This is a genomic window from Cardinium endosymbiont of Sogatella furcifera (assembly GCF_003351905.1).
Lineage (GTDB): Bacteria > Bacteroidota > Bacteroidia > Cytophagales > Amoebophilaceae > Cardinium.
In genome coordinates, this window is sequence record NZ_CP022339.1 from 193,200 (window position 1) to 219,342 (window position 26,143).

15 protein-coding genes and 2 pseudogenes are annotated in these 26,143 nt (G+C 36.0%); 8 read left to right on the top strand and 9 right to left on the bottom strand.

What is annotated here, in order from left to right; genetic code table 11:
* Positions 1–145: 145 nt before the first annotated feature.
* Positions 146–2,740: an ATP-dependent Clp protease ATP-binding subunit gene (locus CE557_RS00820; RefSeq protein ID WP_114909741.1), complete on the bottom strand. Its 2,595-nt coding sequence runs from the start codon at positions 2,738–2,740 to the stop codon at positions 146–148.
* A 269-nt stretch (positions 2,741–3,009) separates the two neighbouring features.
* Here CE557_RS00820 and CE557_RS00825 point away from each other — a divergent pair, with 269 nt between their 5' ends.
* Positions 3,010–3,873 (top strand): ankyrin repeat domain-containing protein, encoded by an 864-nt coding sequence (locus CE557_RS00825; RefSeq protein ID WP_114909742.1) that lies wholly within the window; start codon positions 3,010–3,012, stop codon positions 3,871–3,873.
* Positions 3,874–4,097: 224 nt separating this feature from the next.
* Positions 4,098–5,867 (top strand): AAA family ATPase, encoded by a 1,770-nt coding sequence (locus CE557_RS00830; RefSeq protein WP_162789908.1) that lies wholly within the window; start codon positions 4,098–4,100, stop codon positions 5,865–5,867.
* Positions 5,868–6,160: 293 nt separating this feature from the next.
* Here CE557_RS00830 and CE557_RS00835 read toward each other — a convergent pair whose 3' ends face one another.
* On the bottom strand, positions 6,161–6,721 hold the full coding sequence (locus tag CE557_RS00835; RefSeq protein WP_114909744.1) for a hypothetical protein: 561 nt from the start codon (positions 6,719–6,721) through the stop codon (positions 6,161–6,163).
* A 133-nt stretch (positions 6,722–6,854) separates the two neighbouring features.
* On the opposite strand from CE557_RS00835, the gene CE557_RS00840 reads away from it, so the two are divergent.
* The 4 genes from CE557_RS00840 (at position 6,855) to CE557_RS00855 (ending at position 13,037) form a co-directional block, all read left to right on the top strand.
* Positions 6,855–10,631 (top strand): baseplate J/gp47 family protein, encoded by a 3,777-nt coding sequence (locus tag CE557_RS00840; RefSeq protein ID WP_114909745.1) that lies wholly within the window; start codon positions 6,855–6,857, stop codon positions 10,629–10,631.
* The gene (locus CE557_RS00845) at positions 10,618–11,358 is read left to right on the top strand and encodes an adhesin (RefSeq protein ID WP_114909746.1); all 741 of its coding nucleotides are present in this window, start codon (positions 10,618–10,620) and stop codon (positions 11,356–11,358) included. Before CE557_RS00840 ends, CE557_RS00845 begins: the two co-directional genes overlap by 14 nt.
* Positions 11,359–11,531: 173 nt before the next feature.
* Positions 11,532–11,801 carry a type B 50S ribosomal protein L31 gene (locus CE557_RS00850; RefSeq protein ID WP_114909747.1) on the top strand — a complete coding sequence of 90 codons (270 nt, stop codon included), beginning with the start codon at positions 11,532–11,534 and terminating at the stop codon, positions 11,799–11,801.
* A gap of 114 nt (positions 11,802–11,915) precedes the next feature.
* The gene (locus CE557_RS00855; protein ID WP_114909748.1) at positions 11,916–13,037 is read left to right on the top strand and encodes a DNA polymerase III subunit; all 1,122 of its coding nucleotides are present in this window, start codon (positions 11,916–11,918) and stop codon (positions 13,035–13,037) included.
* A gap of 45 nt (positions 13,038–13,082) precedes the next feature.
* Here the strand turns inward: CE557_RS00855 and CE557_RS00860 are convergent, their stop codons facing one another.
* Complete coding sequence (locus CE557_RS00860; protein WP_114909749.1) at positions 13,083–14,432, bottom strand: ankyrin repeat domain-containing RING finger protein; 1,350 nt, start codon at positions 14,430–14,432, stop codon at positions 13,083–13,085.
* 1,001 nt (positions 14,433–15,433) lie between these two features.
* On the opposite strand from CE557_RS00860, the gene CE557_RS00865 reads away from it, so the two are divergent.
* Together CE557_RS00865 and CE557_RS05260 are read left to right on the top strand one after the other, a co-directional pair.
* Positions 15,434–16,948: a sodium:solute symporter family protein gene (locus tag CE557_RS00865; protein ID WP_114909750.1), complete on the top strand. Its 1,515-nt coding sequence runs from the start codon at positions 15,434–15,436 to the stop codon at positions 16,946–16,948.
* A 158-nt stretch (positions 16,949–17,106) separates the two neighbouring features.
* Positions 17,107–17,244, top strand: a pseudogene (locus CE557_RS05260) (IS256 family transposase); the annotation flags it as partial.
* A gap of 80 nt (positions 17,245–17,324) precedes the next feature.
* On the opposite strand, the pseudogene CE557_RS00870 reads toward CE557_RS05260, so the two are convergent.
* The 6 genes and pseudogenes from CE557_RS00870 to CE557_RS00895 all read right to left on the bottom strand — a co-directional run.
* Positions 17,325–17,579: pseudogene (locus tag CE557_RS00870) on the bottom strand (integrase core domain-containing protein); the annotation flags it as partial.
* Between the two features lie 456 nt (positions 17,580–18,035).
* On the bottom strand, positions 18,036–18,419 hold the full coding sequence (locus tag CE557_RS05095) for a hypothetical protein (protein WP_191239814.1): 384 nt from the start codon (positions 18,417–18,419) through the stop codon (positions 18,036–18,038).
* 838 nt (positions 18,420–19,257) lie between these two features.
* On the bottom strand, positions 19,258–20,298 hold the full coding sequence (locus CE557_RS00880; RefSeq protein WP_114909751.1) for a PDDEXK nuclease domain-containing protein: 1,041 nt from the start codon (positions 20,296–20,298) through the stop codon (positions 19,258–19,260).
* 85 nt (positions 20,299–20,383) lie between these two features.
* The gene (locus CE557_RS00885) at positions 20,384–21,931 is read right to left on the bottom strand and encodes an AAA family ATPase (RefSeq protein WP_114909752.1); all 1,548 of its coding nucleotides are present in this window, start codon (positions 21,929–21,931) and stop codon (positions 20,384–20,386) included.
* Between the two features lie 235 nt (positions 21,932–22,166).
* A complete protein-coding gene (locus tag CE557_RS00890) occupies positions 22,167–25,760 on the bottom strand; it encodes a sodium:solute symporter family transporter (RefSeq protein WP_114909753.1) in 3,594 nt (1,197 codons plus the stop codon).
* The gene (locus CE557_RS00895) at positions 25,747–25,998 is read right to left on the bottom strand and encodes a hypothetical protein (protein ID WP_114909754.1); all 252 of its coding nucleotides are present in this window, start codon (positions 25,996–25,998) and stop codon (positions 25,747–25,749) included. Before CE557_RS00895 ends, CE557_RS00890 begins: the two co-directional genes overlap by 14 nt.
* Positions 25,999–26,143: the final 145 nt, after the last annotated feature.

Consider the following 26,143-nt stretch of genomic DNA (forward strand, 5'->3'; position numbering starts at 1 on the left):
TTCCCGCTGGGCAACAGATCATTCCCTTATTTTTACTGCGTGCTAGCTTTTTACTGTCGGGCATGAGCATGTACTAACTAGCCATTGTCATCTCTGTGCTAGCATAGATTGCCCTCAAGCCCCCGCCATTGCTTGAACACATACTCTATTTTTTATTTAAAAATACCACTGCTCCTTTTTTGTAACCAATCAGAATAGGTTGCTCTTTGGTAATATGTCCAGATAGCAATGCTTTAGACAATTCATTGAGTACCATGCGTTGCATTAAGCGCTTGAGTGGCCTTGCTCCAAATTGCAAGCTATATCCTTCTTGCGATAGGTAGTCTATTAAACCTTCATCGAGCTGGATGATTATGCCATTCCTTTGTAGATCTGCTTTAAGTTTTGCTACCTGAATATGCACAATATCTTTAATCACCCTTTTGGAAAGTGGATTAAACATAATGATTTCATCTACTCGATTTAAAAACTCTGGACGCATGTGCTTTTGAAGCAATTGCATAACGGCTTCTTTGGTTTCTGTTAATACTTCTTGAGCAGGTAGATCTTCAATGCCTTCAAATCTACTTTGAATCAGATGGGCCCCCATGTTACTAGTCATAATAATAATGGTATTTTTAAAATTTGCCGTTCTACCTTTATTATCCGTTAGCCTACCATCATCCAATACCTGCAACAGGATATTAAAAACATCTGGGTGCGCTTTTTCTATTTCATCTAATAGAATAACTGAATAGGGCTTGGTCCGTACCGCTTCCGTCAGTTGACCCCCTTCATCATATCCTATATAGCCAGGGGGTGCACCAATGAGCCGACTAACCGCATGTTTTTCTTGGTATTCAGAGATGTCTATGCGAATCATAGCCTGTTCATCATTGAATAAGAACTGTGCCAGTGCTTTGGCTAATTCGGTTTTACCTACTCCAGTAGTACCTAAAAAAATAAAAGAACCAATAGGCTTACGAGGGTCCTGTAGTTCGGCACGGCTTCTACGTACGGCATCCGCAATAGCCTGAATGGCTTCTGTTTGTCCTGCCACACGCCCAGCCAGTACAGCTTCTAAGTGCAGCAGCTTTTCTCGCTCGTCTTGTAGCATTTTAGCGACAGGAATACCCGTCCGTTGTGCGATAATTTCAGCAATGTCTTCCTGTGTGACTTCTTCTTTAAAAAGTGGACTCGTCTCACGTAATGCTTCTACCTTTTCTTGTAGTTCCTTGAGTTTTTTTTCTGCCTCGATAAGCCTTCCATATCGGATTTCTGCCACCTTACCATAGTCAAAGCTGCGTTCAGCTTGTTCAGCATCCAAACGCAATTGTTCAATTTGCTTTTTCTGTATACTGATGCCATGCATAATGGATTTGTCATGCTCCCATTTTGATTGGAGCGTTTGTTTCTTTTCATTTAGATCGGCAATGGTTTTAGAAAGTACTTCCAGCTTCACTATATCTTGCTCTTTTCGAATCGCTTCCCTTTCAATTTCCAATTCGGTAATTTTGCGTTGTATTTGATCTAAATCCACAGGAACTGCATCTAAATCAATACGCTTTTTGGCAGCAGCTTCATCCATAACATCTATGGCTTTATCAGGTAGAAAGCCCGGTAGGTAACGATCAGAGAGACGCACTGTTGCAGTGACTGCATTGTCTTTAATACGTATGCCATGATGCAGTTCATATTTTGGTTTTATACCTCGTATAATAGAAACCGCATCTTCCTGACTCGGTTCATCTACCATTATAACTTGGAACCGTCTTTCTAGCGCTTTGTCCTTTTCTATATATTTTTGATATTCCTTTAAGGTAGTTGCACCAATGGCATGTAGTTCTCCACGTGCAAGTGCTGGTTTAAGTAGGTTCGCTGCATCCATAGCACCTTCCCCAGAGGCACCTGCCCCAATCAACATGTGGATTTCATCAATAAAAAGAATAAATGCCCCATTAGAATCTACTACTTCCTTAATAACAGCTTTCAATCGCTCTTCAAACTCACCTTTGTATTTGGCACCAGCAATCAAAAGACCTAAGTCTAATGCAAAGATTACCTTAGATTTAATGTTTTCAGGTACATCACCAGATACAATTCTTTGCGCCAATCCCTCTACAATAGCCGTTTTACCTACACCAGGTTCTCCAATTAATAGAGGGTTGCTTTTCGTTCTACGTGAAATAATTTGTACCGTTCTGCGTGATTCTTCGTCACGCCCAATGACTGGATCTATTTTACCTTCTTTAACCAGTTGATTTAAATTTTTTGCGTAACGTTCCAGCGATCTGTATTTAGACTCTGCAGTAGGATCCGTCACTTTATGTGTGCCCCGTAAAGTCTGAATGGCTGTTAGCAACGGTTTTTCTTCTATGCCATGCTTTTTCATTAACGCTGCCGTTTTATCTGTACCTGTACAGAGGCTTAAAAGTAAATGGTCAACTGCAATAAAATCATCACCTAATTGTTTTTTATAACTGGCTGCGCCACGCAAGGTAACATCCAGGTTTGGTGACAAATAAGGCTGTTGACCAGATGCTTTTGGGTAGGTTTGGATCAGTTGATCTAAGGCTTGTTCCAAAGGCATTAAAGCCACTTGAAGTTGCTGTGTAAGGAAGGTAATATGTGCTTCATTGCTGCTTAAAATAGCCTTGAGTAAGTGACTATTTTCAATAGTCAATTGTTGATTTGCTTGCGCAACTGCTATCGCGCCTTGTATCGCTTCTTGTGCTTTAATCGTATATTGCCCAAAGTCCATACTGCTGAAGATTGTTTACTATTTTACTGCTCTTAATTTAAATATAGTAATTTTTGTCTGTCTATCATTCAGCGCGTTGAATGATGGTAAGGGTACTATAGCCCTTTACGCTTCCCATGGCAAATCGATGAGATGCATCTATCTATGCCGATTGTATCGGTTCCATTATTCCCATTTTATATGTATAATCTATTGTAGGTATTACGGCAGCAGTAATTGGATATTTTGAATATCCAAGTGGTTTTATTTTAACATTTTAATGTGTAGTTATGCTTATTATATGGTTTTTATTGTCCTTATTAAAGCATACTTTACTTTCTTCTTGTGTAGCGGATCATTTAAGCACTAAACCTGAATGTAGTGTTAAAGAGAAACAAACTGAACAAAAGACGCTAGAAGATCTGGTCAAGTTAGTTGTAGAACGTATATGTGTGCCTCATAGTCAAAATAAATTTTTTGAAAAAGATGAACAAGGGCGTAATCCTATACACCATGCAATTTTAAATGATAAGCCTAATGTTCTTGCCATCATCCTTAAAAATTCGGTGAACAATAGCTTTATTACTGCTTTGATCAATGCACAAGATAATGATCGCAATACCCCGCTCATTATGGCAACACAAGAGGGTAATCAAGATATGGTCAAGCTGCTACTCGAGCAGCCAAATATTGACGTTAACAAAACAAATCGTGAGGGTAATACCCCGCTCATGATGGCAACACAAAAGGGTAAAGAAGATATAGTCAAGATGCTACTCAAGCAGCCAAATATTGACGTTAATAAAAAAAATATTGAGGGTAATACCGCACTTGGAATGGCAGTCAAGAATAAGAAGCATCCAGCAATAGTTCAAAGCTTGTTGCTTGATAACCGTGTTAATCCAAACTTAACTTGCTCCAAGAACGCAGCGTATTCACGCCCATGTGAATATCTATTAATGTGGCTCCAAATTAATTATATAAGAGAATGTATAAATCGAGAAGAAAAAGAGGGAAGTATAAGAATGCTTAAGGCGTTCTTAAAAAGAAAAGAAATTAATATTCAGTCATTGGATTTTGACATACTTAAATTTGCGCAAGAGCTCAATGACAAAGAATTATTAAACCTCATTAATCACGTTTTAGGTTCCTAGTCAAAGTTATTCCTGTAGGGTGAGAGTGTTTGTTAAACGATAGACGTCAAGGTAACGCTAGGATGTCGATGTACTTAAACTAAAGCCAACTGTAGTAGTCAAGATTTGACCTGACAATTATTAACTTTGTATTGGATATACAATAGCAATGCCATATGTATCTAGGTCCTATTTATGATAACCTATATGTAAATAGATGCAATAGCTTTAAATGTTCTGATGGCATGATGAAAAAATTACCAATTGGGGTTAGTAATTTTCAAGAGTTAGTAAGAGGGGATTATCTTTTTTGTGATAAGACAGCTATGCTGTCTGAGTTCCTCAGTAAGGGAGACAAAGTTACTTTAATTGCCCGCCCTCGTCGTTGGGGCAAGACACTCAATATGTCTATGTTGCAGCATTTTTTTTCAGCAGAGGTTAGTGGCGTAAGTACAAAAGGTCTATTTGATGATTTAGCGATTAGTAAGTTAGATGGTGGTAACCACATTGATCAACATCAAGGTAAGTACCCTGTTATTATGCTAAGTTTTAAGGATGTTAATGCAGATAGTTTTCAGGGGGCCTACAATGCGGTGTATGAATTGATATCGACTCTTTATGAATCCTATACCTATTTATTTAATAGTGATAAGGTTAATAAAATACAGCTAAACAAGCTGTATAAAATTGTAAACAATAAGGCTAATCAACAACAATTAGAATCTTCTCTAGAATTGCTTAGTAAATGCCTCTACCAACACCATGGTCAAAAGGTCTATATTTTGATAGATGAATACGATACCCCACTAAACAAAGCTTACGGTAATTCAGATTATTTAAACACTATGGTCGCATTTATGCGTAACCTGTTTAGTTCTGCCTTAAAAGATAATGACTATTTAGAAAGAGGTGTTTTAACGGGCATATTACGTGTTTCTAAGGATAGCATGCTTTCTGGGTTGAACAATCTGGAGACCTATACCTTGCTAGATGAAGAATATAGCGCGCACTTTGGATTTAGTGAAATGGAAGTTTCCTATTTATTTGAAGCACATGGTCTTAGTACTGCTATAGAAGAAGTAAAAAGTTGGTACAATGGTTATAGGATAGGGAATTTGGTCATGTACAATCCATGGTCTATTATTTCTTGCATCAATAGATCAGGTCGTTTTGATGTCTATTGGGTAAATACCGGTAATAATAACTTAATCGAACAAAAGGTACTTACTGCTCATTCGGACATCAAAGAACAATTCGAAGAGTTGATGCGGGGGGAGTCTTTGGATATATCTATCAACAAACACCTTGCTTTTGATATCCTAGATAAAGATGATACATCTTTTTGGAGTCTTTTGTTATTTGCTGGTTATTTGACCTTTGAAACCAGTAGTTTAAGTGCCTATACTACAGTATATGATTGTAAAGTAAGAGTACCCAATTATGAAATATGGCGACTCTATAGTACATTTTTTCAAGAATGGTTCGTCAATCAGTTTAATAGAAAGCGGCAATATGATTCTTTTTTGAAACATTTGGTAGTTGGTGAGGTTCCTGCTTTTGTAGAACAGCTTAGCGACTTTTTACGTCGCAGTATGAGCTATTTTGATACAAAAAAAGGTAGCACATCAGAAGGCTTTTACCATGGTTTTGTGTTAGGAATGTTAGCAAGTTTGGGTATTACCCATTATATACGCTCTAATCGAGAAAGTGGTTTAGGTCGTTATGATCTGTTATTAATTCCTAAAAAAGAAAGTTTAAAAGCGCTTCTATTGGAATTTAAGCAGATACGTAAAGAAGAAGAACTAGAAAGTGTAGCTAAACTTGCTTTAGATCAAATACAAGCACAAGCCTATCATACTGAAATACTACAATATCCGCATGTAAAAGAAGTAGTAGAATGCGGTATTGCTTTTTCAGGAAAATCAGTTTTAGCTGCTTATTCTACCTATAATCTGATTAACAAGCAAATCGGTGATGTTATTTTAACGAGTAAATATGGCCAGGAAGAGGAGTAGGAGTAACCTATTTACTATTTAATATTTTCCCTCCTGTTTGTGTAATGTGCCATTTAAATACCCAATTCTTTGCATAAGTTATTAACTTTTTTCCATAGTTGCTTGGGCTAAGCTTACCTGAAACTTATTTACAGCTAATTTTCCACCTCATTGTCTGCTCCTATCTCTGGCAACCCGCCAATCTATCGAACCTACATGTACGACGTACGATAGGTACTAAAACTAGCATCCGATAGCGCATACTGCATCAATCCTTAACTTAACGTGTATGATTAGGAGGATGGTCTTATTTATTAAGGCAGCTTTTTTTCTTCAAGAAATTTACTAGAAAAGAACTTGCCAATTATGTAACCAATAGATGCTGCAATTATCGTTAAAAATAGATCTTTTTCTAGTTCTAGAAATAAAAACAGCACTGCTCTTTTCTGGTAGACTACTAAAAATAGATCGAAGTAAAAAAGCAGATAGAGGCAGGTAAATAGCATCCATGTAGTGGAAATGGATTTTTCATCTTTTATTTTCTTAACCCAAAGCCCAAGCAGTATAAGGCCCCCCAATGAGAGTATCAGCAGTAAAAAAGAAAAAATTGGGTACAATAGAAGATTGGCTAAAACATTATAGCAAAGTGCTAACCCACCTAATATGTTTTGAATGACCCCTTCTGCATGGGTATCCTTTTTGAGTATCTCATCGAGCGAATCAGATGGCGTATCTTGTGTAGTATCTGACTCAGCGTCTAACGTTGTAGATGGTGAGGTTTGGTCTACTACATCTTGTGATCCAATTGCATGATCCGATTTAAAATTAGTTGCTATACATACAACCATACTCAATAAATAGGGTAAGAGGCGCATAAATTTTAAGCTTAATTACTTTTTTATAAGTGGTTTTTAGGTTAGATTGCTGTCGAGGTATGCTGATTATCTAATGGATCACCTCCTTTTGCTCAATATCTTAATTTTTGGAAAAAGATCATAGTTTAAATGTATGCATATTCAAAAAAAGCTTAATATTTTATTTGCCAGAAGAGGCACCTGCCACACTGAACGCCTGCTACCTGAATTAGTAGACAACAACCTATTGATTAGTGATAGACAATTTAGTGATCACCTCCGATTCCTCTATCTATACACGGACTTATTGGCCTACTACGATAACAATAACCAAAGAATAGATCAAAATGTTTGGCGAAAATTTTTAGAACAGGATGATACCGTCATACGTTCCCTCATTCTACACACCAATATCGATACCTTAAAGAAACGTATCCATAAAGATTTTTTAACCCTGCGGCGGAACCCTACAGGCATTGCAGATGCCCACTCCATGCACCATATATTGGTGGTGGCGCAAGACTTAATCATCTTACTAGATTATTGGTATAACAATCTATCTAATGAAGATGTAGTGCGCGCAAAATTAGATGCCATTATACATGAGGAAATCAATATCCATATCAGTAAACTATACAAGATTCTACAACAACATCGCAAAGCCAGTTCTATTCAATCTTTTATCAACTTTTCTGTTTTTCTCCATCAGAAGTGTCTTAATGCTTCCTTATGGCGCTTAAGCAAGGAACTGGTTTATGATGAAACCAATGGCATGGAACCCAATGATGAGCAAGTGATCGATATTTTCGATGATTTTTTTGATGCTGTTTTTAATACCATTTATAAACTCAAGGAGCTGGCTGCTAGCGATTATTTTGATACCCTTTTCTCGCAAAATAAAGAACCACATGTAGCACTTTTGATTGCTTTTCTCCAGCTGCTACAGTATGCAGATGGGCATCTTAATTACATTCCACAAAGAACGCTAGAGCACTATTATAGGCATGTGCTCAAATTTAATAACAACCCTTCCATTCCAGATCAGGCGTATGTCCACTTTTTACTGAGTCCCAATCAGCCATTCGCCTTTGTACCAGAGGGGAGCCTTTTGGTTGCAAAAAACCCAGTTAATGGGGAAGATATTTTGTTTGAAACGAAAAGAAATATAACAGTAAATAAAGCTAGGCTTGCTCAGATTAATACGTTGCTGATTACTAAAAAATTGGATAAAGAAGGCTATAAAACAGTTGAATTAGCTACCACTACCTACAATGGTGAGCTATTGCAAACGCTTCCCTTTCAACTGTTCCCTACATCACAAAACAATGATGCCATCAAACAGCAGTCCAATGAACAATTGGCCGTATTTGTTGGCTCGCCCTTATTTCACCTTGCCGAAGGTATGCGCACCATTCATATAAAGTGGAAATTTACCTTTGAATCCTTTCAGATATTAATCAATCGCAACCCAAATAAGAAGGTTCCTACTACAGCCTTTTTAAAGCAAGTGTCAGATATGCTTTATGCCATGTCACAGGTACATATTACTACTAAAGAGGGATGGCTCGGTATACCGGAAGAGGCTATAGCATTGGAATTTATTGATGAAGCGCGTTGCCTACATATGACTATATCTTTAGATACAGAAGTACCCCCTATGGCGATGTTACCTGCTGGATACCAGGGTGGCGTAGTAGATCCTGGTACGCCTTCGGTATCTGTTGGCATACGCAATGGGGCATCCCTTACTGGCTTGTACATTTTAAATGGTTTATTGCTTGAAACAATAGACCTAAAGGTTAGGGTAGAGGGGTATCGTGGATTAGTACTGCAAAATCAATTAGGTATTATTGATAATAGTCAAATTTTTGAACCTTTTGGACCACTGGCCAAACTAGATAGCAGCTTTTACATAGGTAGTGGCGAAATCTTCTCTAAGAATCTCACTGATTTAAAAATATATATTAAATGGGATAGCCTCCCTACTGTAGACGGAGGATTTAAGTCGTATTATGATGCCTATCCTACCAAGGTAAATAATGATGATTTTAAAGTAAATATTGCTTATTTAAATCATCAGCACTGGAATCCATCTTACGCCCACAATAGGCAAGTAGTACCTTTGTTTCAGGTTGTAAAAAATAACAAAGGTAGTGAGCAATTGGATTATCTTAGAACCATTAGTGACATTGACGTAGCTGCATTACGGACTACTAAAACAAACCAACCCTTAGATGTTACCGTCTATGGACCCAAAACAGTAGCTGGTTTTTTAAAATTACAACTATGTGCACCAGAACAAGCCTTTGGTCATGCCATCTATCCTGGCCTGATGAGTAGTGTGCTGGTTAAAAATGCGCAGAAAAAGAAAGAGGAAGCTATAACAGTATTAAATGAACCTTATACCCCTCGCATAAAATCTATTACAGTTGATTATGAAGCAGAAGAATCTATGGTATTAACTTCTCCTCCTGGGGAAGAAGAAGAAAAATACCTCAATAGTTTTTTTCATATTTCTTCTTTTGGCTATTTAAAAACATTTCCCAGCAAGTTAACCACTCCACCTACATTGTTGCCATTGATAGAGCAGAAAGAATCATTTATCGCTTTTGGCATAGCAGATCTAAATAGTACCCATTTGTCTATACATATAGCTATTGGTGAAAATAGTCCAGATCAAGAAACCCAACAACCCAAATGGTTTTACTTGTCTGACAATATCTGGTTACCCTTGGAGGAAGCGATTGTGGTAGACGGGACAGATGGATTATCTAAATCTGGTATTATGATTTTTGACTTAGCGAATTTACCAGTCCCAGTGCGTCAAAATAATACCCGTATGACCCCAGCATTAACCTGGATTAAAGCACAATTTATGGATAAAAAAGGCGCCTTATCCACTATAGTTGGGGTCTATACGCAAGCCGTTGCCGTGTCAAGGGTTATGGATAAAAATGGTGTTTTTTCTGCTCCAATACTACCTGCAAAAGCGATTCAAGCATTCCAGAATCCTGTAGAGGGCATTGAGTGGGTCTTACAACCTTTTGGAACCTTTGGTGGAAGGCAATTTGAAAATCATCAAGCTTTCTACAGACGGGTTAGTGAGCGCTTAAGGCATAAAAATAGAGCAATATCGGTGTGGGACTATGAACGCATTGTGCTTGAAAAATTCCCAGAAATTTTCAAAGTAAAATGTATCAACCATACCGCTAAAAGCACAAATAACATGGTGAACCCTGGTCATATCACCATTGTAGTTATGGCTAAAGCAAATCCTAGCCTAGACATTCCTTTCGTTAGTAGAGATCTTTTAACTGAGATTAAAACCTATATTCAAGGTGTCAGTACGCCATTTATAAAGTGTGAAGTGGTCAACCCTATTTATGAAGATGTTAAAGTTAACGTTACAGTTAAGTTTAAAGCTGGATATGAAAAAGGATTATTCTTAAATTTGTTATACCAGGATTTACATAACTTTTTTTCTCCTTGGTTATTTGATCCATCAGCGGATGTCCAGTTAGGTGGAAATATACCTACTTCTAAAATTATAGACTTTATTAATAACCGTTATTATGTAGAAGGCATAGGAAATTTTTCTATATTAAAATATTGTGGTCACACCAAAGACTTAAAACTAGATAAGGTAACCACTTACGATAGTCATTTATTTGCCGGTTATCCATGGTCTGTTATGGTTTCTTCCAAAAATCATAAAATAGCTGTGGTAGATACATTCGATGCTGCTGTTAAGTTGCGCCATGGCAGTATCGGAGATATGGCGATTTCTGAAGATTTTATAGTAGGTCCATGGGAGCGTCCTAAGCCAGAGGAGCATATACCATGTATAGATCAAGATATACCCATACCAAGTTTAGAAGAATACTGTTTAATCACCAAAAAATATATTAGAACTGATCATGGCAATCACTAGTAGAGAGGCACTAAAGAAAAGCTTTGAAAAAGGATCTATCCCTACCCAACGTGATTTTGAGGATTTGATAGACTCCATGTTTCATAAGCAAGATGATAAGATTATTTCTCAGGATCATGGCTTAAGTTTATCTCCTAAAGGGAGTTCCGCTAAGTTGATAACATTTTTCAATAATTTGAACGATTTTAAACCTACTTGGAGCATTGAACAATACCCCAAAAATACCCCAGATTTTGGATTTAATCTTGTTGATAAGCAAGGGGAGAGTAAGCTGCTTATTCAAGCGAATGGACATGTTGGCATAGGTACAACCAATCCATCGGAAAGATTAACCGTAAATGGCAATGTCAGCATGCATGGACGTAGGGGTACGTATACTTCTGGTACAGTGCCTGGTGACGGTAATTGGTATAATATTACCCCTCCATTAAATGCATGCCATGCATTTGAAGTCATCGCTAAAATTGGTAAGCAAGGACGTGGTTTATATGCTATGACCCATGCTATCGCACTAAGTACATTTGGAGATTCCAGTAATAAGATTGATGCTGTAAAGGCCTATTATGGTAGTTTCAGAAATAAAATTAATCTTCGCTGGGTTGGAGATACCTTTAATTATACATTGCAAATAAAAACCCAACGTGATTATGGAGAGGGGAGTCTGATTAAATATTATGTGACCAATTTGTGGTGGGAAGAAGAAGAATATGAAGCCGTCCAGCAATAATAAATGTGTGATGCATGTATCATCTTGTTTTTATGGTAGTTTCTACTATGTTTCTTAAGGCCTCACTATTCGCTATATGGTTTGCGTTTTATGGGTAGATATATAAAAAACCAAGAAACTTTCTTAAATTAGTAGATAGTTCTATAGAAAGCATTATACCATTTAATATACTTATGAAAAAAGAGATTCATCCAGCATATAGGCCAGTTGTTTTTTTAGATACTTCTAGTGGTGCTAAGTTTATGACCCGCTCTACCATATCTACCTCAGAAACCATTGAGTGGGAGGATAAAAAAACATATCCTTTATTCAAAGTGGAGGTTAGTTATGTGTCACATCCTTTTTATACAGGGAAGAAAATTTTTGTAGATACAGCAGGTAGGATTGAACGTTTCAATCAAAAATATAAAAAGAAAAATACAGCTGCTCTAGCAAATCAATAAGCGCCTAATGCCTTTAGGCGGCAGTCACCATACTCTATGGCTTAAATTTTAAAATGGGTCGACCCTTAAGTGGAGGCTATTGCCTGAACGTATTCATTAAATTTATTACTTGCCATGCAATTTGCAGAGATACCTGAGCACCATGTTTTTAAAAACACTTTAATAAACATGGCGCTTACAGGTAGGGTAGCGCATGCGCAGCTTTTTGTAGGTCCTGTTGGTTCTGCGAATCTTGCTTTAGCATTAGCCTTTGCGACTTATTTAAATTGCAGTTCCCGTCAGGAAGCGGATGCTTGTGGCCGTTGTTTTTCTTGTATCAACATGGCGCAATTTACCCATCCAGACGTGCAGTTGGTATTTCCTAAAAAATCAAGTGGTGCTGTTTTGGAAGCACCATCAGCTTATTTAGAAGCATTTCGTAATTGTCTTAAGGAAAATCCTTTTTTAACCCTGGAGGAATGGTCTAGTGCCATGCATTATGATGGTAACCAGTGTCAGATTAGTAGGAGAGATGCCAGTTCCATTAACCAACAACTTAGCTTAAAACCTTTTATTGGCCCCTATAAAATCGTCTGTATATGGCTGCCAGAATATTTGCATCATACAGCAGCTAACGCACTGTTGAAAACCTTAGAAGAGCCCCCCGTAGATACTGTTTTTTTGTTGGTCAGTTCTAATAGTGATCAAGTCATATCCACCATTAGGTCCCGAAGCCAACAGCATACGATTCCCCCTTGTTCAGAAGCAGCTATTCAACAGCTTTTATGCAGTAAGCATAAGGCATTAGATGCGGATCGATGCAAAGCAATAGCCTGCTTAGCCGAAGGGAATCTATATAAAGCTTTTCAATTGGTTGAGCAAGATGTTGAAGCCCATTTTGAGCAGTTTAGCCATTGGATGCGTAGTTGTTATAGGGGTGATTTGATTAAATTGGTGGGGTATTCTGAAGCATTTTACAAACTATCTTCTGATGCACAAAAAGCTTTTTTTGCTTACGCACTACAACTGATCAGGGTCATTTTATTAGCCAAGTTGGGCTACCCGCTTTTACACATACAACCAACTGGTGAAGCAACGTTTTGTAAAAAATTTGGCCTTACTGTGACCATACATCAATTGAAAGAAATGGTTACACAATTGATGCAGGCATATTATTATTTAGAACGTAATGGCCATGCAAAAATGGTTTATACCCATCTGTCTACTCAAATTGTACATATTTTTGGCGCTGTTTAGCCACGCAACTAGCAAGCCAACGATTCAGCTCAGTAATGAGTTTATCTATTCGGTTGGCCAAAATAACCCAGCCAAAATTAAGAATCCACCAGGGATAACGGTTGCACATGGGATGGCAAAGGCTATACGCAGGGCGAGGGTCAAGGTCCTATGTTCCAATTTTATACCCTCGTAAAATTGATTTAAATCTTTTATAAATGCGCGTGCTATATCTTGCTTGCAGCAGGGACAAAGATGTATATATAAGTAGGAAGGCTTGGGCATCCATTTGATCCTTCCTTTAGATTTCATATCAATCAATGATTGCGCCAGACAGGATCCATGCATATAATGGCCACATGAAGGAAGGCGAATCGTAGTGACCTCTGTCTCTTTTTTAGCACAAACTACACAAGTTTGATCTTCCTTTTTAGCTAATACCGTATTAGACCTAGGATACTTCTGGTTAAAAAATAATGACAGCTTTGTATCCAATTGGGTTAAAGTTTTATGAAAAGTGGGAGATCGTAAAGCTAGATTCATTTTTTCTAGCTGGCCTATGACCATCTCTCGAACATATGCTTGGGTAGTTTGATCCATTTGAGCCAGCAGCGGATTGGCGTCATAGTCGATCAATAGCTTAACGATTTTTGCTCGGTCTTCAGCCTTTTTAATCTGATTGACCATGCCAAGAGGGACTTGTTGCTTACGGTTTATCTCATTAGGTGAGGCACCAGCTTTTAGAAGCATCTCGATAAGCTCTATCCGATTTCGATCATCTCCATGTTGTATTACTTCTGTAAGCGGTGTTTCTCCCCATCTATTCTGCTGACATAAATCTACGCCATATCCAACTAATTGCTTTAATAGTTTAATCAATGTGTTATATCCTTCAGCTTGTATTTGCTTGATGTAGCAAGGTAGTGTGGTGGCGTCTTTATAGGCAGGCGGTAGTGTTGTTGGATCTGCTAAAGCGTTCACCATTAAAGTAATGGATTCGTTTTCTGGTTGTTTTGTATGTGATAATTTACCCTGACGTGCATACTCGAGTACTAATGCGTTGCTTCCTTTATTATTGCTTATAATAGAAACCTGGACAGATCCAGGTTTAGGTAACGCTTGTGTATCTATGTGTTTCCCTTTTTGTGCCAATTTATTTACCGCATCTGTATCACCTTGTAACGCATTTTGAAGCTGTTCTTCAATAAAATTCTCATCCTTTGAAATCAGCTTTTCTCTTTTATCATTATAAGGCAAGTTATGATTATAAGGAACAAATAGCTTGGAATTATTTTTTAACTTATATAGATCACAAGACGGTGCAGTACACAAATAGAAGCAACCCAGTAAGGTAATACACCTTTGGGCGATACGATTCCACTGCTGATGGGTTGTTATATATCTATTATGTACCATAATGATGGTAGTTTGTTACATCACAGTTATATAATAGGCACTGTTAACAGGAAATGCAATAGCTATATAATTTGCTGCAAAAAAAATATCATTTGGAATAGCTGGATTATACAGCTGAATGGATATTATTTGGATAATTATAAAAATTTACTTATTATCCATTATTGGGTGCTCTAGAGCCCTTGAGTTAAGTTTTTTTGTTCGCTCGTAGAGCAAACGTTCTTGCCACAGCTTTTTTCAAGGGTAACTTTTTCTACTTTTAGGAGTTTTTCTTGTTTTTGGTACGGTTGATCACCGATAGGGCAATTGGGTGTCTTGAGTAAAGTGGCAACCTATAATGGGGAGCTATTTCTTACTGAATCAAGAAATTATCTTGTGGCCTGAAGCAGGCATAACGGGCTAATGGTATAACCTCCCCTTATGACGCCATCTGGCTAAATAAGCACCCTTTCCTTGCTCTTTTAAGATTGCCCACATTGTGCTAGGCCAATGCTAAAATCTTACTAGCTAGTATTATGCATACTTTATATAAACACTGCTTAAGCCTGTATATAGATAGGATCTAATCTATATACTACCTAGCAAATGTACAAACCACCTAAAAAAATAAAATAAAAATAAACAAATGCAATTCATAAAAAACAAAACATCGCAAAAATCGAAATAATAGAATAAGGAATGATGAAGCAGTATCACCAACAAGTAGGGCACAATACTCCAAAACAGGAAAATATTATGAAAAAGAACTAGACGAGTTATTAAGAAATATTAATGAGCTAAGAAGTAGCATGCTAGTCACTGATCTCTGATGATTCGGTGTAGTTAGATGTGAAGTTGCAACAGAAACGTTACAAAAAAGAATTTATAAAAATATAGAATTATAGTAGATTATGTGGGATTGTCTGTAAGTTATTAAACTTATCCATAATCCCATATATAGCGCGATGGACAATAAAATTCGTACTCTATTCGAATAAAAGTTATCAAATCTTTGCTTGTATATGATACTGTATAACACTCCACTTATAATGGTATTGGTCTTCTTGGTATTGACACTAGTTCTAGGTCTTTATGTTAGTACCTTGTACGTTAGAAAAAAGGAAAACAAATTTATCCAATATGCTTTGGGGAATAAGCAGTTTCACACGAATACTTTAGTTGTTACGGTATTAGCCACTGCGTTTGGAGGGGGCGTTATGATGCGTGGTATACCCAATGTTTATAATATTGGTACGCATTACATAATTTCTCTCTTTGCATGGTCAATCAGTTTTGGCCTAATCAGTTTACTAGGTCTGCGTATGGGTCCATTTATGACGCACCTTTCTGTGGCAGAAACGATAGGTAGTGTATATGGTAAATATCCAAGGACTATTACTGCTTTATTAGGTATTTGTTGGTCTATTGGTATAGTTTCTATTCAAATCAATGTAATGTCCTCTACTATCGTTATGTGTATAGATTCTATTGACCCTCGTATCGTGACCGTTCCAGCAACCTTAATTCTTATTGCTTATGCTATACTTGGTGGTGTGCGTGCCATTACGATTACCGATATATTGCAGTTTGCAACCTTTACCATTATTATTCCCCTTCTTATTAAGTTTTTATTTGTAAAAACAGACAAATCATTTTTAGGGGTTATATTGTTTCTGCGAAAGAAAGAAGATTTTCAATTCAGTAATATGATCCAATTCGATAAAAAATTCTTGAAGATTATCCTAAATAGTCTAGGGGCTTTTCTTTTTCTAAATCCATCAGTTGTACACAGAATCTATATGTCTTCTAGTCCGATTCAGGTCCATAAGGTTTTCAAGCGTGTAACGCTTTTTAGCGTTATCATATGGGGGTGTATCATATCGGTTGGGTTGCTTGTTTTTGTAGGGAATCCAATGTTACCAGTAACAGAGATTTGGTCATACATCCTAATTGATATGCCAGCTGTTTATAAAGGGTTTGTGGTGATTAGTTTACTAGGGATGACCATGTCTACAGCTGATTCTTGTTTACACACTGCTGCCATCATGGTCAGCCATGATATGGTAGAAACCATCCGATGGCTAAAAGCAGCCCCTTATATACACCAACTTCGGTTAGCTAAATTAACTGTACTAGTTGTTGGTCTATTGGCTATGATCCTAACACTTTGCTGTCCTGATTTATTTGAATTAAGTAAGTTTGTTTTTGGCTATCTTACCTCTGTATTTACAGTTACAGTAACATCTCCTTTTATTCTAGCTGTTTTTGGCTTTCGGAGTAGTGCTCGTACCGCTTTGATTGGTATGGCTACAGGCATACTTGTGGGTCTGGTTTGGGAAACATGGGTTGAACCTGAAATAGGAATAAACAATCGGGTTATTTCCATCATGGCTAATGGATTAGCTATGATAGCTGCCCATTATTTACTACCTCAACCACCTGGTAAAGGATGGATTGGAGTAGGCCAGCAATATAAAAGAATGAAACAATTGATACGAATTTTTAAAAAACATAAAAAAAGTATAGATCTAGAGTAGGACTTTCTTAGGGTCTCTCTTTTTAAGTGTCATACGTTTATGTTATAGGATTATCTTAATTAAAGATCTGGGGGGCGGAACGTGTAAAACGGTATCTAATACCAGCACTTGAATAAAAAGTTATAATTTAAAATAATTACTAACTAAATTTTTTAGACATCGAAGAAACAATGAATAATGGATATGTTAGCTTAGTAGATTACAAAGTTTTTGATGAATACATTTTATCCTCCATCCGTTTAGGTAAACCTTTGACAGGAAAAAATGGTACTTTGATCCCTCTGATAAAGAGGCTTTGATAGGCAAGTTTAGAAGGTGAAATAGTGCATCATTTATCTTGTAGTAGTTAAGATTTACTCTGACAGGCAGTAAAAATTTAGTGCCTAAAGTTGTCAGTTAAGTTTAATGTGTCAGTCATGCTTTTAAGATAGGCGATTTTATTATTTTTTTCAAAGATTAATTTTTTACTATCCTGCCAAGTTTGTCTAGGTGTTTTTCCGTAACAATACTTTCCAGAATGTGGTCGCTCTTGATTGTAATAATCTAACCAGGTATCTAAGTCCTGTTGCAAGTCATGGAGATCTATATAGATTTTTTTACGCATAGCTATATCAAAGAATTCTTGTTTCATAACCTATGCTATAGAAATTTTACCAAGAATCGGTAAATATTCCACTCACCAATAAGTTGACTGAAAGACAAATTAGAAACTAGGTGGTATATCGGAAAAATTCCTACTTTACTCAATCGGAACGATGGAATAGGTTTTTAGAACGTACTATTTATTTGTATCTAAACTTATTTCGCTGTATGGCGAAAAGCTGAAACCTAAACCTTACAAAATGCCTTCAGAAATTATACAGGCTTTAAATCAACAAAAAACACTCCTTTCTCAGCTCAAAAAACAACTTACGATGTCTTAATAATTTGCTAGCGTCTTTTAGTATGTTGCCTAAGTCAGATGATGCATCCTTAACCATGCTCAAGGAAACTATAGCTTATCAAGAAAAGAAAATAGCTCTATTATAAAAATAGATACTTTCTATTACGCAGGCACACTATAAGGAACTCTATGAACGCATTAGCTCTACTGGCTTATCTCCTTCTCAGATTCAGGATCTTGTGTAGGCTTTAGTTTAATAGGGCTATCTTCTTCCATACATGCCATATGTTTCGGTTCAAACACTCCGGTGTTAAACAGGTCTTTATTGACCCAAGATACGTCTACCTCTTTCGTTTTTGTTAATAACTCTTTAGCGCACAATTCCGCTAGTCTATCAGACCGATCAGGCATATTGATATATCTCATAGATCTATTAAATTCTTCTATATTAAATAGAAATTTTTCTTCTGTAAAGGACTGATAATTTGTTACAAATTTTACAACATTAAAATCCATCCAAACATGCTTTTTAGCAATTTGTTTCTTTAATACCAATCCTTCTAAACTTGTACATGCTAAAGGCAACATAGATTTGACCGTGTGCAAATGTCCCTTTTCCTATATCTAAGATTACTTTCTCAAAGGTTTTGCCTTGACTTTTTTGGTATGTCTTAAAATTTAAAATCTAGCACTAAATATTTAGTGATCAATATACCCTACTTTGTTATATAATTAATATTATGTATACAACAAATTTTTAGACTCTTGAATTGATTTATCTATAAAATAATCTCATTAGGTGAACAAATGCTTTGTGCTTATTATCCACCTGCAGTTTACAATTTTAAAATTAATTATTAATAACTAAAATTAAAAATTATCGTCTTGATATTTAATAGAGCCCGATTTTATTCATTAGTTCCTTCTATTTCTGCATCATACACAAATAAATTTGGATAACTTCACAACTACCTTTCAATCAAATAAAAAATTTTATTACACAAACAATTTATATTACCCATATATATCTCATATAGTCTCAAATGTAATCAGATTATTGCCTTAATCTGATTACATAAAAATATTTTTAAATTGATTATGAATATTTAATGAATTTTGTAAGCAGAAGCAGCTAGATTAACTATATAACTTCAATAAATTAGGTTTTAATAAAAGGTAAAGGTAAATGTAACTATTATACTCAATTTATTTGACTACATTATTTTATATCAGAAATGTATTTATATTATATAACACACTATCAGCCTCTTTTATAGATTTATTTATGTAGTCAGATTAAAATTTTAATCTGACTACATCTGCTTACAATGATGAACTATTGATCGACTCTAGTTTATAACGTAAGTCTACTGTAATAGACTTTTAAGATTTTGCATAAAAATATTTCCTGGTGCGATATGTGAGATCAATCATCTTCTATGTCATCTAAATCCTTAGCAAGTTCTGCTTCCAGTTCCTCAATGGTTGGAAGCACTGTTTGTAATTTTTTAGGCAAGCTTTTAGTAAGCCTGTATGTTGAGAGGCCTATAGGTTTATTGATATCACGTAAGGTGTATTCTGCTAAAACACCGACCTTGGATCGGCATAAAATTAACCCAATAGAAGGATTATCGCTTGAGTGGCGTAATAAGTCATCCACAGCAGAAAGATAAAAATTCATCTTCCCTATATATTCAGGCTTAAAATCCCCAGATTTTAACTCTATAACTATAAAGGATCGAAGCTTGATATGGTAAAATAACAGGTCTATATAAAAATCTTGTTCTTCAACTTGAATATGATATTGACGACCTAAGAAAGCAAATCCTTCACCTAATTCAAGTAGAAATTTTTCAATGTGAGCAACTAATCCTTTTTCTAATGCTCTTTCATGGGCTTCATCTCCAAGACTTAGAAAATCGAATAAATAAGGATTCTTTAGGGTAGCTTGGGCTAAGGCGGCGTGTGGGGGAGGTAATTGTTTATCAAAATTGGTGATGGCACCTGACTGACGTTTATATAAATTGGTTTCTATGTGCATAGACAAACTATTTCTTGACCAGCCATTTTTAATGGTACATTCTATGTAAAACCTTTGTTGAATTTTATCAAGCCCAGAATAGATTAGGACTACAATATGGCCCCATGGTATTTGGTCAACAGCTTGTTGACCAATTTCATCTTGATCATATGCTTGAGCAAACTTTCGCATATACTTGAGGTTTTGTGGGCTGAATCCTTTCATCTCTGGAAAAGCAGCTCTTAAATCCTTTGACAACTCAGCAATAACACCAGTGCCCCATCGTTCTTGCATTTGCGTATGCAGGATACGACTGCCTATATGATGATATAGGGAAACAAGTGCTTTATTAACATGCAGAGAGGCTTTATATTTAGCACTGGCTACACTGGTTTTTAAATCATTTAATAATTGATGGTAAGCTTGGTTAATGATACTTTTGTTCATATAATGAAGGGATCAGATAATAAAAAGGTACGACAGATACAAAATTTTGACTTCGACCACTAGTGGTGCTTATGCACGTTACCCTTTACGGGCTAATCTCCAATATTCTATCTACCCTAAATACTCTATATTCTTGCCGTTTTAAGCAAAAAGCCTTTACACCAATATAAGGTTTATTCAAATATTCCATTTCTCCTACAGCAATAGGTGTAATGGATCTTTTCGATTTTTCATCTTTTGCTTTTAAATAAGTAATATGGATAGTAGCTTTATGTTGAATAGCTTTTTCTATTATGCTAATTTTATCCTCTAAAGTACATAAAAGATCATATTTTTTATACTGATAATCTGTTATAAATTTTACAACATTAAAATCCATCCAAACATGTTTTTTAGCAATTGGTTTCTTTAGTACTAAGCCTTCTAAACTGGTGCATCTGCTAAGGGCAACATAGATTTGACCGTGTGCAAATGTCCCGTTTCCTATATCTAGGATTACTTTTTCAAAGGTTTTACCTTGGCTTTTATGGATGGTAATAGCCCATGCCAGCATGACTGGATATTGCGTAAAAGTACCCGTAATAGTTGATTTTAATGCACTGCCCTCTAAGTAAAATTTATAAGATTCCCAAGTATAAGGAGTAATACTGACCTTCTTTCCCGTTTCAAGCAAAATGACCAATTTAGGAGTAGCATGATCTGTATCAATATCTATGATTTTGCCAATAGTGCCATTAATAAATTTGCCATTAGGCTCATTATTAAGCATCATTACTTGCGCCCCAACTTTTAACTTTAATGCAACAAGTGTAGGTAGTTGTTCTTTTGCAAACGCTCCTTCTAATATACCAGTAAAGGTAAACTCTTTCTGCTTGATACCTTTTAATTTTTGAGCGTTAATAGCTTGGGCATTTGCATTAGTAGTGGTTAAATAGATATAAAAGTCATCTAAAGAAGGCTCAAAGCCAGCATCATATCGCTCATTAATGATTGCTATTTCACGGTCCGTTATAGAATTATTGCGAATATTGTTTAACAGCTCGATAAATTTTGTATCACTTTGTCGGTATATTTTATCAAGTTCTATTAATTCAAGGTCCAGTGATTTGAAACAATGTGCGCTAAAGAAATAGGGGGTAGGATAGTGTGATTGAAAGATTGATTTTTCTTGACTTTGTACCACTGGTGGCAATTGATATAAATCACCGATACATATTATTTGTATTCCTCCAAATGGCTCACTTTCCTGTCTACCATTAAGGCGGAGAAAGCCATCTATACAATCAAGTAAGTCAGCCCTAACCATTGAAATTTCATCAATGATGATGGCATCTATATTTTTATATATATTCTCTTTTTTCTTACTTTTTTTAGTCGTTTGGATGGCTTCAAGGGTTACATCAGGTTTAAACCTAAAAAATGAATGAATTGTCTGCCCTTTAATATTTACTGCAGCAGTACCTGTAGGCGCAAGCACTGCTATTTTCTTTTGGGTATTTTCTCTAAAATGCTTTAATAAAGTTGATTTCCCTGTTCCTGCTTTACCAGTAATAAAAATATTTTTTGCACTTGATTCCATAAGATCAAGTGCTTTAATAAACTGCTCATTTAGTTCTATATTGGTCTGAGTCATTCAATTAGTTAGTTACTTACTTAATAACCTGCGTGGGAGATTAGGGGTTAAAAATTGAGTTTTGAAAAGCTCCTTTATGTTGTAAACTTGAAGATCAAATTTTTCACTCAACTAGCAAAGAAGAAAACTATGCGTGTAGGAAAGTTAATGGCCTTTTAAAAAATGATGATTGCTTATATTGACACTATTGGTCAAAACAAGTGTATAATTTAAGCAAATTTTTAGGGAAAATGTATTAACTATCTTTATCCTTTCTTTTACTATTTTCTTTATTTTTACAATCCTCTAGCGCTTGTTTAGCGGCTTTTTCTAATAGCTTTCCTATCTCTGGCCCCAAATATTCGTTTGCTAACCTAACATCTATGGCTAACGTTTCTTTAGCCATATGCGCTACTTCTTGTAGATGAATATATCCTGCTGCGTGGCGTAGGTCATAGAGTCGTTCAGCTAGTTTAATAAAGAGGACCGAAAGTTGTACGTGATCTTCCTTGATCGCCTCTTTCAATCGATTCTGCACATAGAGCAAAGAAGGATGATCTAAGTCTTGGCGCTTATCTATGCCTATTACATTTAACACAAAGGCATAGACACCTAAATTATAATGTTCTTTAATGTAAGAAATAGGTAAACAAGTATGGCGCACAAGCTCATAGAGCAAAGAAGCATAAATCACTTTAGGAGAGTGAAAAACCCATTCTATCACTAATTCAGTAATCCCTACCGCACGCACATAAAACAATTGACCAGAAGCATGCCGTTTAAATCCAAAATGCTGCCTTAACAGTAAAAGCAACCCTGAAATGATTTTTATATCAATAGGATCCTCTGCATGAGACGCTTTACAAATATAGTCATGGAACCTCATTAATGCCATCATAGAATTAGCTTGCTCTTTAGGCGTGGCTAGTCCTTCTGAGGTTAAACAATCTAGAGGCAATTCGACAGTCATATTATCTAGAATATCCGTAACATTGCTAGGAAATACGAGCAACATAGTAGGGTGCTGGCTATCAATAGAAACTTCCAAATAGCCATAATGGGCACGCACTATAGTGGATATGGTGTCTTGCTCCAGATCTATGGATGGTAGTACCTTTTTCTTGCCTTGAGCTTCTGTAGCATCTATTGTATCATTATAAACCTCCTTTACCTTAAGAAGTGCACCAGAATCAATAGTAGCCTGGCTAATTACTAAAGCAGTAGCTTGAAAATCTATAAAGGCAGCATGGCTGCTATCAATAGGATCAGCTCGCTTAAATTGCAAAGAAGTGGCATACAGTTGTATGCTAATAATAGGTACATTTGGGCCCTCTAGCTTACCAATTCGTAAAATAGACTTAACCAATGAATAGACTACTTGATGGATATCGCATACCATATCGAGACATGGTTCTCCATTAGGAAGACTTGTAGTTTCTACCAGCAGCTTAGGTGGAGCAGCTACTTCTTGAGATAAAGCAATCTCTACCTTACGTATCAACTTTTCTAAAGTGATTTTATCAGGTTGTAGTAGTGCATGATCCTTAGCTTTTTCTCTTCTATTAAAATAGATGATCCAGTCATAAAATTTATTAATAATACTTTGAAGATCTTCTTTAAAAAGTGGAGTATGGTTGTCTAAAAAAGAGATAGATTCTTCAACTTTACGCACTACTTGGTTTAAAATAAAGCCATACCCTTTAGGTGGAGCAGCTCCATTGGAGGGAACGAGAGCCACGTCATAGAGGAATGCTTTGAGTTGTTGGGATGCTCTAATTTCTTCTTGATTTTTTAGGTAGCGCACTTGCTTCATACAATTACCTAGGTTGACTTTCAAACAAATAATAATGGTAAATAGAAACATAATCAATATAAATATAAATGTCGGGAGTAATGAGCATAATACTGGATAGGGTAATCCATTAGAAGTCGGATAAATAACCACTAATAAAGTGAGTACTAAACCTGCTATGCCTAGATAGAGTGGCAATACCCATAAGATTACGGCGCAATGGGCTAAAGATAATGATGTGGTAAAGATGGAGTTTTCCGCATTCCACGAATGCCAAAATAAATTTAGAGGCAGATAAAGCGTTAGGCCTATTAGCCAACATAGGCCAATAGACCAAGCTGGAATCAATCTTATCTTTTTCGAGATATCATAAATAAATGGATAACCTAAAAAACAAGTAGATACAAAGAGTTGAAGTATAAGCCAAGAACCATGATGGGTAATATGCTCTATAAAATAAGCTAGCAAACTAGTGACGGTAGTATAGCATCCTATATATACAATCGTAGTATGGCTGGGTACCAGATTAGCCAATATAACCTTTCTATTTACCCAAACATTTTTAATTGTTTCTCTTCGTTCCGCGCGCTTACGGGCATTTTCTTGTTTAATTTGTGTAAATATGCTATCTGGCTTAACCCAACCTGTACCTTTTGGCTGTTTGAGAAAATAATGGGCTGCCATCATGGCTAATCCATTGGCTAACATACAAGAGAAAGCACCATCTATACCTATCTCTGGATCAAGTGGTTCAACCCATTTGCTCCAAACTAAAATAGCTAGTGTACCTGTAGCCATACCAATTAGGGCTGTACGAGAAGTGCCTCGAAAACCAAAAACCGATAATATAAAAGGAGCAGTTACTATGGGTATTGAAAAGTCAATAGCTAGAAACATTAATTTCAATAAATCCCTGCACCAAAAAGCTACACACATAGCACACAGGCCAATTACTATAGTAGTCAGCCTAGCTACCCGTATTTGATAGATATAAAGAGTTTTTTTTACTCCTCGGATACTTCCCACAATATCATGACTAACCATAACGGCACAAGAATTTAAGTACGAATCAGCTGTAGACATAGACATGGCTAGCAAACTAATGGAAAAACAACCTTTAAAAGTAGGGGGGATATTGTGCATTATATAGGGCCAAATCTTTTCTTTTGGTAAATCAGGTGTTCCAACAAAAATAAACAGACCCACTAGAATAATACAACCTTCTATAAGAAGACTAAAAATACTACCATATGAGAAAACTTTTTGGGCCTGAAGTGGGTCTGAAGCCATATATAATCTCTGGATAGTTGTAGGTTTTATATAATACACTATGCCAGATAAAATCAGCGAAACTATAGCTGCTAGCTTAGTATCAAAATGCAATACAGTGCTAAACTGAAATTTTCCCCGTCTTTGTAAAGAAGCAATAACTTCTGATATGGGGATCTCTGTTTTTATAAAAACAAACCAAGCTAAAAGAGGAATAATCATGGAAAAGGTTAGAAACTGCAATACATCTGTAAAGGTAACCGAACGAATACCCCCAAAAGCAGAATAAGCAATAAGAATTAAGGTAGCGAGGATTGTAATTTCTCCGGAGTCAACTGGTCCTACACAGATACTAATTGTTTTAGAGATTACAACAATTTGGATGGAAAGACTAACAATAGATCGACAAATATTAGATATAGCAGTAATAATCCTTGGATACTTACCATATACATGCCCTATGGTCTCTGCCATAGAGAGGTGTTTCATAAATGGTCTCATACGTACTGCCAATCGACTAATAATCCAAATGCAAAAACTGCTATCGAAAATTAGAAATATTATCCAATAAAGTCCGATATCATGGATTTTCTCTACCTCACGCACCAACCCTCCTCCACCAAAATTAGTAGCCAACATTGTAGCTACTAACGTAGCTGTAGCAAACTGTTTATTCCCTACTGCATATTCTCGGAAGGTGGTTGTTTTTCTACTAAAATAAAATCCCACGGCTAGTGTGAATAATAAAAAGGCCACGACCATTAAAAGGGGTATATTAAGAGATGTCATAATGAGATGAATCTATATTTTTGGATTCTATGTTTTCTCTCATTTGGTCTATACCTTCCTTATTTTCAAGGAAAATGTATACAGCTTGATAAAAGAATTCATCTTGAGTCATATTTTTACAATAACAATAATCCTGAATTTCCTCTATCATATTAGTTGGTAACACTGCTGGTACTTTTCGTGTCTCAATACTTTTATCAGTATCAGTTGAAGTATATTGATCCTCTTGTTCTTTCATTTTGTATTAGGTTTTTTTATGAAATGGCATCTAATATTAGTTTGGAAGCTATCCCTTACTTAAAACGAATATAAAAAATATTTATATATATACATACATATGTATATATATAAATATGTATGTATTTAAGAAACAAACTGATTAT